We start from the raw sequence: 11742 nt of genomic DNA, 5'->3' as shown, positions 1-11742 counted from the left end.
CACCACCGGGGTGGTGATGGGCTGGACGATGTTCACCTGTGGGGTGGTGAAGGTCCCTGCGGTGATGGCGCCGGTGCCGCCGCCGGTGTCGGGGTCGGGGGCGTCGATGGTGCCGGTGATCGAGGTCGGGTTCTCGATCTGGTACGGCTCCTCAGAACCCCTCAGAGAGAGCTGCCCGCCACCCTCGACCAACTGCAGGTCGAGATCCTGCGCCACCCGGGGCGCACCTCCGGTGTCCGGCGTGTCGCCCGCGGCAGGGGCGATGTCCTGGGCTGGGACCGGTGCCGCGTCAGCGGCAGCCGGTGACGCGACGGCCAGGGGGAGCAGGACCAGTGCGGTGAGGGCGGCGACCAGGCCGGCACCGGCGCGCGTCCGCCAGGGGCGCTCAGATCCCGCGGATCGCGGGCCCCGATCTAGCGGGGGGGGGGGCAAAAGCGAAGGCCAAGTTCCTTCGCTCAACGAACGCGAGACGCGCAATGCGTCGAATGGACAACATGTGGAGGGTTCCCCCCTGAGTAGTGAACGAAGATGACGACACGTCACGCGAACGCCTGCCGGGCGCCGACGTGCCAACCGCCACCATGCCAAGCCCAACCTTGCCAAAACTGCGCGCAACGGCGCGTCGTCTACGCGACGCCTCGGGCTCAGACGCGTGAACGCCCGCGCCGGGGGGTGGCGCGGGCGTTCACGGGGGTCGGCGGGCCCGGCAGGTGTGGGCTCGTACCGACCGGCGGGCTCGCCCACCCCGGTTGTCCGGTGGGCGGGCCCGCGATCAGCTGACCTGCGGGGGCGGGTCAGTCCTCGGGGTTGGGGTGACCCTGGGCCCGGGTGTGGAACTCGGTGGTACCGATCAACTGGGCATAGAGCCCCGACCGGGACCCGGTCGCCCGCAGGTAGGCGATCCCGGCCGTGCGCTCGGCCGCGAACGGGGCCCGGCCCAGGATCTCGTCGTAGGCGTCGACCACCAGGCGGCCGAGTGGCTCGTCCAGGTTGGCCAAGGTCAACACCAACGCGCGCGGTGAGATGCCGGTGTCGAGGCGGCCGACCCAATGGTTCAGGCCCGCCGTGTCGGGGGTCCGGCCCAGGAGCCGGTCATAGACCCGGGTCACGAACCCGGTGTTCGTTCCGCCGGCCTTGGCCCAGAACTCCGGCGACGCAGCCAGATCCGCCAGCAGTTGGTCGTAGCGGCCCGATGCTTGGAGACGGTCAGTCCAGAACACCCGGCCCGCGGGGTCGGGGGAACGGCCGAGCATGGTGATGTAGGCGTCATCCACGACGCGACCCACGGCTTCGTCAGTACCGGAGATCGACCTCGCGAACGATGACGCCGAGGCCCCGGCGTCGAGGCGGCCGGCCCAGTGATCGAACCCGGCCTGATCCGGGCACCGACCCAGCAGCTCCAGATACACCAGACGCACCACCGCGGCGTTGCCAGCCTGGGTGAAAGCCGCACAGTCGAAGGTGTCGATCACGGTCAGCGGCACGGCCTCCGACGTGGTGACCGGCACCGTCAACCCACCCAGGTAGCGGGCGGTCAAGGAATGTCCGCCCACGGGGAGGTCGGTGGTGGTCAGGGAGGCCTTGCCGTCGGCGTCGACGTCGACCACGCCGATGGTGGTGTCCCCGTCACGGAGCTCCATCACCCCGCCCGATGCGCTCACCGGTCCGGTGGTGGCTTCGAGGGCGACCGCTGCTCCGGCCCGCACGGGACCTCCTGGTGACACGGTCAGGGTGGTACCGGCCACGGTGACCTGGCCCAGGGTGATGGGATCGCTGACGGGAGTGCAGGAGAGGCGCTCACCGATGCCGCTGACTCGGAACTGGAACGACCTGAGCTGGATGGGCAGGACCTGGCCGGGGGTGCCGTCGATGGTCATGCCCATGGCCAGACCGTTGACCTGCACCACTTGGTCGGGGTCGCCGGTGGTGGTGTCCAGGCGGGTGGTGGTGGTGCGGGTGAGGCTGGTGCCGCTGGCGGTGCCGGGTACGCCGTAGTCCGCGACCAGGCCGGTGAAGGCGGGGATGGCGGCGGCGAGGAGGTTGCCAGCACCGGCGCTGGGACCGCGGTCGAAGAGCAGGCGCAGCGACGGGTTGACCGCGTTGACAGCACTGCCCGCGGCGGCCACGGAGGGCAGGGAGGCCTGGGCGATCACGTTGGCCCGTCCGACGTAGCTGGTGCCGAAGCCGGGGCGTTCACATTCGTAGACGGCGCCGAGGTTGGCGGCAACGGAGAAGGTGAAGGTGGCCACACTGGGCTGGAAGTAGTCGTCTCCGGAGTAGCGGATGGTCAGGTTGTGGGTGCCCGGGCTGGTGGCGGCCGGCACCGGGATCAGATAACTGCTGCCAGAGATGAAGGGGAGCTCGGTGCGATACGCCTCCGCCGGGGGTTGCCCGAAGCGGCGCGCGCCGATGGGCGCTCCGTCGAGAGCGAAAGCGATCGGGCCTTCGGGATTGACCCCGGCGAGTCGAGGATCCACAGCCAGCAGGTTCAGCGTGATGGCGTTGCCGGCCCGCACGAGTTGGGGCGCGACCGCAGGGGTGGCCGGGACGAGCGGCGGGATGCCGGGGCCGCCGGCACCGACAGTGGTGGGTCGGCGGGTCGCTTCGATCATCTTGGTCGCGCCCGCTTCGGAGGCGATCGTCGTCTGGATCGCCCCGGTATCGGGGTTGACGAGCTGGAGGGTGAAGGTGACCCCCAGGGGTCCGGGGCACAGTCGATCGGAACCCCCACACATCGTGGGGTTGACGGTGCCCACGGCGGGGAAGGCGAGGCGCAGTGCCTCGGTGATCGAGGCGCCGGGGGTCAGGGGTGTGCCGGTGCTGGCGCCGATGGAGCCGGACAGCACCTGGTTCGAACCGCTTCCCGTCGAGGTGAGGGTGATGGGGGTGGCATCGGATCCGTCGAGGTGGGCGAGGGTGATGCGGTCAGGGGTGCTGTCGTCGCCGAGGGTAGGGCCGATGGGCCCGGTGCCGACGGTTCGTTGGATGGCGATGTCGAGGCGGACGTTGGTGAGGTCCTGGCCCAGGGCGGTGTTGAGGGCCGTGACGGTGAAGTCGGTGGACCCCCCGTGGATGCGCACGAAGGCCGGGAGGTCCCAGGTGAGGGCAGGGTCGGAGAACACGGTGTAGGCCACCGCGGGCGAGGTGGACTGGCCCCAGGTGGCGTCGCCGCGGTAGCGGGCGGTCAAGGTGCGGGACCCGGTGGGCAGGGCGGTGGTGACCAGCTCGGCGGTCCCGTCGGGTTGCAGTTCGACGCTGGCCAGGGTCTGCCCGCCGTCGAGGAAGTTCACGAACCCGGTCCGGGGCTCGATCGCGGTGGCCGTCGAGTCGGGGGCCACGGTGGCGGTCAGGGTGATCGGGTCTCCCGCCAACGCCCCCCCATCGGGGGCGACCGCCAGCGTCGTGTCGGTGGGCTCCTTGGTGACCTGGGGCCGGGGCAGGGCGCCTTGCAGGGTCAGGGAGATGGCGTGGCCCCCACCGGCGAGCTGGGCGATGATGGCGTTGCGGACGTTGTTCTCACAGGCCCCGCTGCCCGGTGGGGCCGGGATGGAGAAGTTGTCGTTGACCAGGGTGACCAGCCCGGTGGCGGGGTCATGGGGTGCCGTCGATGACAGCGTCAGGGCCACGGGGCTGCTGATGCACTCGGCGGTGAGGATCGTCGGGTTGCGACCGACGTCCACGTTCAAGGTCACGGCCAGGCTGGTGCTCACGAACACGTTGCCATCGGCGTCGACGGTGCCGGTGAGGTTGCCGGGCGTGGTCGGTGCGAAGTCGGCGTCGATGAACACGTCGGCATCGACCGGGCTGGTGATGTGTTGGACGATGTTCACCTGCGGGGTGGTGAACGTGCCCGCCGTGATCGATCCGGTCCCACCACCGGTATCCGGATCCGGGGCGTCGATGGTGCCGGTGATCGAGGTCGGGTTCTGGATCTGATAGGGCTCCTCGGAGCCTCGCAGGGAGAGCTGCCCGCCTCCTTCGACCAGTTGCAGGTCGAGATCCTGCGCCACCCGGGGCGCACCTCCGGTGTCCGGCGTGTCGCCCGCGGCAGGGGCGATGTCCTGGGCTGGGACCGGCGCCGCGTCAGCGGCAGCCGGTGACGCGACGGCCAGGAGGAGCAGGACCAGAGCGGTCAGCGCGGCGACCAGGCCGGCCCCGGCTCGTGCTCGCCAGGGGCGCTCAGATCCCGCGGATCGCGGGCCCCGATCTAGCGGGGGGGGGGGGCAAAAGCGAAGGCCAAGTTCCTTCGCTCAACGAACGCGAGACGCGCAATGCGCCGAATGGACAACATGCTGAGGGTTCCCCCCTGAGTAGTGAACGAAGATGACGACACGTCACGCGAACGCCTGCCGGGCGCCGACGTGCCAACCGCCACCATGCCAAGCCCAACCTTGCCAAAACTGCGCGCGACGGGATCGGCCTCGAACCACGGGCCGGAGGGTCAGGGGGTGGCGGTCCAGAGGTGGAGGGTGGCGTAGGCCCGCCACGGGCGCCAGCGCTCGGCCCGAGCCGCCACCGCCGCCGGGCGAGCGGCGTCCGGCCCTGCCAGCCGGGTCAGGGTGCGGCGCACGCCCAGGTCGGTGGCGGGGAAGGCGTCGGGGTCACCGAAGGCCCGCAGGGCGATGTCCTCCACCGTCCACGGCCCGATGCCGGGCCGGGCCAGGAGGGCGGCCCGGGTGCGGTCACGGTCGGCTCCGGCGTCCAGGGCGATCTCCCCGTCGGCCACCGCTCGGGCCAGCCCCACCAGGGCCCGGCCCCGGGCCCGGGGCATGGGCAGGAGGTCGGGGTCGGCCGCCGCCACCTGGGCCGCGGAGGGGAACAGGTGGGTGAGCTCGCCGTCGGGAGTGGCCAGCGGGGTGCCCCGCTCGGCGGTGAGGCGGCCGATGGTGGTGATGGCCCCGGCCACCGACACCTGCTGGCCGACGACGGCCCGCACCGCCACCTCGAACCCGTCGACCGCACCCGGCACCCGCAGGCCGGGCCGGGCCGCCACCAGCGGAGCGAGCAGGGGGTCGCGGCCGAGGTGGGCGTCGACGGCGGCGGGGTCGGCGTCCAGGTCGAGCAGGCGCCGGACCCGGGCCTCCGCCTCGTCCGCGTCCCGGGCGTCGCCCCGCAGCGTGCCGAGCACGTGGCCGTCGGCCGGCACCAGGGTGACCGTGGCCGGGGCGTGGGGCAGGGCCAGGGTGCGCCGGTAGCCGACGAGGGCCCCGTCCGGACCTCGCACCCCGGCCTCCACCCCCCGCACCGCCCGGGCGGCCAGGAAGGCCAGCAGGTCGGCGGCGGCCAACGGTCGCCGGTGGGCCAGGCGCAGGGTGCGGGGGCCGGCGTCCTCGCTCACCGGGCCCATCCTGGCCGACCCTCCCCCAGCCCGGCCGTCGGGGCCAGGGAGGATCGGTCAGGTGCGGCTCGAGGGGTGGGTCACGAGGGGGGGTCGTCCGTCGAGGGCCAGGAGGTGCGAGCCACGAGAGCGCGGGCGTCGGCGGCGGTGGCGCAGCGCACCCCGACGACGTCGGTGTCGGTGGCCGCGGCCTCCCACTCCGTCCCGTCGGCCGAGCGGACCCAGCTCACGGGGCCCGCGGGCCCGTCCACCTCCTCGGGCACCGGCAGGTCGGGGCCGCCCGCTCGAGGGTGCGGGGCGGGTCCGGCAACGGGTCCCAGGTGCCGGCCTCCACGTCCAGGGTGGCGTTGGCCCCCACGCTGACCAGCACGTCGCCGGCGGTGCCGGGCCCGGCCGGGGCGGGTCGCCGGAGGGTCGGCGAGGGCGCTCATATCGCCTTCGGAGGCTCGGGTCCCTACCCTGTGGGCCTCGGACCCGCCACCAGGTCCTCCGCCGACGAGGAGAGCAACGATGCGCCGACCCCTCCGCCCCCGCCACCCGGGTCCCGCCGTCGCGGTCGGCGCCTGAGGTGGCCAACCGGGGCCGCCAGTCGGCCGAGAAGCGCCGGATCGACAAGATGCGCCAGGAGCAGCAGGCAGCCAAGCGCGAGCGCCGCCACTCCCGCGACGCCCAGGAGGCCGAGGACGGCGTGGACGGGGCATCGGAGGAGGAGCTGTTCGAGCGGTTCCGCCTGCTCAGCGAGGCCCACGCCGCCGGCACGGTCAGCGACGAGGACTTCGGCCCGGCCCGCCACACCATCATGGTGGCCCTGGGCCTGGAGGAGCCGACCGCCCCGCCGGCCGACGAGGACGAGGACTGACGGCCTGATCGCCCGCCGGCGCCCCGACCCCTGGCTCAGGCCGTCGGGGTGGTGGAGCGCCGCTCGCCGGAGCGCTGGATGACCTGGTCGTCGGTGCCCAGGTAGGAGGCGATGACGTCCGGATCGGCCAGCACCTCGGCCGGCGTGCCCCGGGCGATCACCCGGCCCTGCTCCAGGGCCACGAACTCGTCGCACAGCTCCGACAACAGCGCCATGTCGTGCTCGATGACGACCATGGAGCAACCGGTCTCGGCCTGGATGCGGCGCAAGAGGGGCACCAGGGCCTCGGTCTCGACCTGGGCCACGCCCGCCGTGGGCTCGTCCAGGAGCACCACCGCCGGGTCCTGGGCCAGCAGGCAGGCCAGCTCCACGATGCGCCGGGTGCCGGTGGACAGCTCGCCGGTGGGTCGATCGCGGAAGGCGCCCAGGCCCAGCAGGGCGATGAGCTCCTCGGCCCGAGCCTCGGCCGCCCGCTCGGAGTCGACCGACGCCGGCAGGTGCAGGGCCGCGGCCACCGGGTCCCGGTTGGCCAGGTGGCGCTCCAGGGAGACCTCGATGCACTCCCGCACGGTGAGGGACGGGTAGAGGCGAGCCTCCTGGAACGACCGGCCCACGCCCAGGATGGCCCGCCGGTGGGGGGCCATGTCGGAGACGTCGGTGCCGCCCAGCACCACCCGGCCCCCGTCGATCTCCAGGAAGCCGGTCAGCACGTCGAAGAGCGTGGTCTTGCCGGCGCCGTTGTGGCCGATGAGGCCCACGATGCGGCCGGGGGCCACGGTGAGGTCCACCTCGTCGACGGCGGTGATGCCGCCGAAGCGCTTGGACACCTGGCGGCACTCCAGGGCCAAGCCACGGCCGGCCGGACCCGCGGCCGCGGCGTCGTCGCCGTCGGCGTCCGTCGTCCCGGCGTCGTCGCCGCTGGCTCCCGAGTCGCCCGCCGCCGGCCCGTCGTCGCTGCCGATGAACACGGCCCGGAGGATGTCGGGTCGCTCCAGCAGGCCGGCGGTCGGTCCCCGGAAGCGCACCTGGCCCTTCTCCAGGAACACCGCGCTCTCGCACATGAGCAGGGCCACGTTGATGGACTGCTCGACCAGGACGATGGTGGTGCCCTGGCGGTGCAGCTCCCGCACCTTGTCGACCAGCATGCCGACCACGGCGGGCGCCAGGCCCAGCGACAGCTCGTCGATGAGCACCACCTGGGGCTCGGTCACGAAGGCCATGGCGATGGAGAGCTGCTGCTGCTCCCCCCCGGAGAGGTTGCCGGCCTGCTGGTCCCAGCGGTCGCGGAGGATGGGGAACATGTCCAGCATCTCGTCGGTCCGGCCCCGGGCCCGCTCGGGGTCGCCCCGGAGCATCCACGTCGAGAGGCGCACGTTCTCGGCCACGGTGAGGGTGGGGAACACGCCCTTGCCGCCCGGCATCATCGACAGGCCCCGGCGGGCCACCTTCTCGGGGGGCAGGCCGGTGATGTCCTGGCCGGCGAAGGTCACCCGTCCGGCGGTGACCGGCAGCAGGCCCACCATGGCCTTGAACAGGGTGGACTTGCCGGCGCCGTTGGTGCCGAGGAGGGCCAGCACGTCGCCGTCGCCGGCGGCCACGTCCACGCCGAAGAGCACCTGGAGCGAGCCGTAGCCCGACTCCAGCCCCGAGCACGACACCAGGGCGCCCTCGGCGCCCCCGCCCGGCGCGTCGGCCCGCGACAGGCCGGCCTCGGCGGCGGCGGCGTCGCCGGCCCGGGCGGCGCCGGCCCGCTCCTCCCGCTCGACGGCCAGGGCTGCGGCGGCCGCCCGTTGCTCCGGGGTCTCGGCGACCCCGTCGGCCCCGTCGGCCAGGGCCAGCTCGTCGACCAGGGACACGCCCCGGCGCCGGGCCGCGGCGTGGGCCACCCGGTCGCGCAGCCGCTCGTAGGCCTGGCCCAGCCCCCCGGGCAGCACCATCAGGATGGCCAGCAGCCCCACCCCCGTGAGCAGGAGCTGGAGCCGGGGGAAGGTGTAGCCCAGCCACTGGACCAGGGCCACGCCGGCCAGGGTGCCGCCCAGGGAGGACACCCCGCCGATGACGGCCATGGAGAACAGCAGGAGGCTGTCGGCCGCCTCGTAGGTGTTGACGCCGATGCCCCGCAGGGCCACGGCGTGGAGGGCACCGGCCGTCCCGGCGAACATGCCGGAGATGACGAAGGCGGTGATCTTGGTGCGGGTGGTGCTGATGCCGACCGCGGCCGCGCCCCGGTCGTTGTCGCGGGTGGCCCGGACGACCCGGCCGGTGCGGGTGCGGCGCAGGTTGAACACGATGGCCACCGCTCCGGCCAGGAGCACCAGGGCCAGCAGGTAGAGCCAGCGCTCGGTGGCCAGGTCGACCGACCCGAACAGCTCGGGGCGCTCGAAGTCGCCGGGCACCAGGCCGGCGTAGTTGGCCGGGTTGATGACGTGGACCTGCATGGCCACCGCGAAGGCCAGGGTGGTGACGGCCAGGAGCTGGCCGGAGACCCGCAGGGCGGGGATGCCGATGACGGCGGCGACGATCCCGCCGGCCAGGGCCGAGAGCCCGATGGTGGCGAACAGGTCGAGGTCGTGGTCGACGATGAGGTTGGCGGCCACCACCCCGCCCACGCCGACCAGGGCGAACTGGCCCAGGCTCACCACTCCGCCCCACCCGGTGAGGACCACCAACGACACCGCGGCCAGGGCGTAGATGAGGGTGATGGTGCCGTCGTTGACCTGCGAGGGGCTGCCGGCCAGGGGGATCCACACCAGGGCGCCGACCACCAGCAGGGCACCGACCACGCGCAGGGCCCGGACCTCCGGCAGGGCGGCCAGGGGCCGCGACAGCCGGTGGGTGACGCCCACCGCCGACCACGTGCCCTCGCCGGCGGCGTCGGCCCGGCCCGTGGCCCGCTCCTGGAACAGCAGGCCGACGACGATGACACCCAGCAGCACCACGTAGGTCCACGTGCGGGAGTCCAGGTTGATCTGGGCCAGCTGGTCCAGGATCTCGACGGCGACGCCGGCCAGGAACGCCCCGGGGATGGAGCGCATGCCCACGATGACGGCCGCGGCCAGCGGGGCCAGCAGGACGGTGGGCCCGGCGGCGGCGTCGACGGAGAGGCCCTGGGTCGGGGCCTTGAGGACGACCGTGACGGCGGCCAGGCCCCCGGCCACGCCCCACAGCAGCAGGTTGAGCTGGTTGACGGGGATGCCCAGCATGCGGGCCCGATCCAGGTTCTCGGCCATGCCCCGCACCGCGGTGCCGGCCCCGGTGCGGAACAGGAACCAGGCCAGGGCCAGGAGGACCAACGGGGCGACAGCGGCCAGCACCAGGTGGTTGCCGTCGAGCGTCACCGGCGACACGGTCCACTCGGTGTCGGAGAGGGGCGTGCTGAAGCCCGGGTTGAGGGCCTCGGTGCCGAACCAGCCGGGCATGAACAGGGCCAGCCCGCCGAGGGCCTGGGCCAGGCCGATGGTGGCCACGGTGAGGACGAGGCGCGGGGAGGTGGCGAAGCGCCGGATGACCGTCAACTCGACCAGCAGGCCCACGGCCACGCCGGCCACGATGGACAGGGGGGCCGAGAGGTACCAGCTCCACTCGAGCGAGCCCAGGGTGAGGCCGCTGGCCAGGGCGCCGGCCACGGTGCCCATGGCCCCGTAGGCGAAGTTGATGACCCGGGTGGTGCGGTAGATGAGCACCAGGCCGACGGCCATGAGGCCGGTGCCGACGCCCAGGGCCGCGCCCTGGAGGACCACCCCCAGCGACGCGTCGTACAGGCCCAGCAACCCGGCGGCCACGAAGGCGACGAACGCCGCTCCGGCGGCCAGCAGCCTGCGATCGCTCATGGTCGTCCTTCCCGGAGGGTGGTGTCGGGGGTGGCGCGGCCTGTCGCCGGGGTCATCGGCCGAACACCTCGGGCTGGCCCGACGGCAGCTCGTCGAGGCTGAAGCGCTCGTTGTTGGAGGCGTAGGAGCCGGCGTCGCCGTTGAACGGCGACACCAGGTCCGGGTCCCACCAGATCTCCCGCAGGTCGGTGATGGGCGTGTACGACTCGGGGAAGTAGTCCCAGGTGCCGGCGGGGCCGGAGGCCGCGGGGAAGCTGAACAGGCCGGTCTCGAAGGTCTCCGGCGTCAGCTCGGGGCCGGCCATCTGGATGCCCAGGGCCAGTTGGTAGAGCTGGTAGTAGAGGACGTCGACGGCCAGCGAGGGCTCGTCGTCGCGCACCGACTTGTAGGCCCGGTACCCGGCGCTCTCGCCCTGGGGGAGCTGCTCGGCCAGGGGGCTGACCCCGAAGGCCCGGTCCCACTGGTCGGTCTGGTTGGCCAGGCCCTGGCCGATGAGGTCGAGGTCGACGAAGCCGGTGCCGGTGGCGATCCACTCGGGCTGCAGGTTCTGGCTCTCGATCTCCTGGGCCAGGCTCAGCACCATGAACGGGTCACAGAAGCAGGAGATGGTGGTGATGTCCCGGCTCACGATCTGGGCGCTGATGCTCTTGGCCTGGTTGGGGATGCGGCCCAGGTCGAGCACGTAGTCGGTGACGAAGTCGATCTCCTTGCCGGCGTCGGCCAGGATGTCGAGGCCGGCCTCGGCGCACCGCTGGTACTCGGGGTTGTTGGGGGCGATCACGGCGATCTTGCGGGGCCGGTCCTTCAGGGCCCCCTCGGCGAAGATGGCGGGCCGGTCGAGGAGCCGGTCGATCGAGTAGGCGCTGGCCGCCTCGGCCACCACCGAGCAGTCGGTGGCGATGCTCCAGGCGTAGGGGCGGCGGCTGGTGAACCACTCGCGGGACATGTAGGGGGCGCCGAAGCCGATGGTCTCCTCCCGGGCCAGGGCCTCGGCGTACGGCTGGGTCACGGCGGTGATGTCGGCGAAGGCGGCGTGCTCCACCCCGGCCTGGAGGCCGTCGTTGGCGGCGTCCTCCTGGCCGCCGCCGACCAGCTCGGTGACCAGGGACCCGTTGCCCTCGAAGGACTCGAAGACCATCCGCCGGCCGTACATCTCGAAGTTGGCGTTGAAGTAGTCGACCAGCCCCTCGGTGGTCCGGCGGAAGTCCTCGGGGGTCTCGTTGAACTCGATGCCCATCAGCCCGGCCAGCACCGACAGCACGTTGGGCTCGGGCGTCTGCCGGTAGGTGACGGTGATGCCGTCCTCGCTCACGCCCTTGGCCGTGGCCCCGCCGTTGTCGCCGCGGAAGGTGAAGCACGGCGGGGAGTAGGGGTCGCCCTCCACCTGGGGCCCGCCCCCGGGGCAGGCCTCGACCGTGTCTCCCCAGCCGGTGGCCGGCTGGCCCTCGGTGCCGGCGTCGACGTCGGCCGCCTCGACCTCGGGTGGCGCGGTGCTGGGCACCACGGCGATCACCACGGCGAGGGCCACGAGGGCCACGGCCAGTGGCGCGTAGCCGCCCAGGAGCCGCCGCCGGGGCGGCTCCGGGCGCGGCGGGCGCCCGGAGGTGGTGGTCGATGGCGTGGCGGCGTCCATCCATACTCCCGGTCACGGATGAGGGTTTGGGGCAACCATCCCACAGTGACCGGTGTCATGCCACGGATGCTGGGCGCCTGGT

At 73.2% G+C, this 11742-nt stretch carries 7 protein-coding genes; 1 reads left to right on the top strand and 6 read right to left on the bottom strand.

What is annotated here, in order from left to right; translation table 11 throughout:
- From VEW93_09560 to VEW93_09545, 4 genes are all read right to left on the bottom strand, one after another.
- Nucleotides 1–216 (bottom strand): hypothetical protein (locus tag VEW93_09560; GenBank protein ID HYI62036.1); only part of this gene is annotated, 216 nt, incomplete at its 3' end.
- 578 nt (nt 217–794) lie between these two features.
- Nucleotides 795–4010, bottom strand: coding sequence for an Ig-like domain repeat protein (locus tag VEW93_09555; protein ID HYI62035.1), 3216 nt, complete (start codon nt 4008–4010; stop codon nt 795–797).
- A gap of 431 nt (nt 4011–4441) precedes the next feature.
- Nucleotides 4442–5338, bottom strand: a complete 897-nt coding sequence (locus VEW93_09550; GenBank protein HYI62034.1) for an AlkA N-terminal domain-containing protein — start codon at nt 5336–5338, stop codon at nt 4442–4444.
- A gap of 80 nt (nt 5339–5418) precedes the next feature.
- Entirely contained in the window at nt 5419–5601 is a 183-nt protein-coding gene (locus VEW93_09545) for a hypothetical protein (protein HYI62033.1), read from the bottom strand.
- A 305-nt stretch (nt 5602–5906) separates the two neighbouring features.
- Between VEW93_09545 and VEW93_09540 the strand changes: the two genes are divergently transcribed.
- Entirely contained in the window at nt 5907–6197 is a 291-nt protein-coding gene (locus tag VEW93_09540) for a hypothetical protein (GenBank protein HYI62032.1), read from the top strand.
- Between the two features lie 35 nt (nt 6198–6232).
- Here VEW93_09540 and VEW93_09535 read toward each other — a convergent pair whose 3' ends face one another.
- Nucleotides 6233–10027, bottom strand: a complete 3795-nt coding sequence (locus VEW93_09535; protein HYI62031.1) for an ATP-binding cassette domain-containing protein — start codon at nt 10025–10027, stop codon at nt 6233–6235.
- 52 nt (nt 10028–10079) lie between these two features.
- On the bottom strand, nt 10080–11660 hold the full coding sequence (locus VEW93_09530) for a hypothetical protein (protein HYI62030.1): 1581 nt from the start codon (nt 11658–11660) through the stop codon (nt 10080–10082).
- Nucleotides 11661–11742: the final 82 nt, after the last annotated feature.

The sequence above is a fragment of the Acidimicrobiales bacterium genome, assembly GCA_035630295.1.
Classification (GTDB): domain Bacteria; phylum Actinomycetota; class Acidimicrobiia; order Acidimicrobiales; family Iamiaceae; genus Iamia.
This window is presented reverse-complemented; position numbering and strand designations above follow the sequence as displayed.

Excerpts from the sequence above, each read along its gene's own strand:
- VEW93_09535 (HYI62031.1), bottom strand. The coding sequence starts at position 10,027 with ATGAGCGATCGCAGGCTGCTGGCCGCCGGAGCGGCGTTCGTCGCCTTC.
- VEW93_09530 (HYI62030.1), bottom strand. The coding sequence starts at position 11,660 with ATGGACGCCGCCACGCCATCGACCACCACCTCCGGGCGCCCGCCGCGC.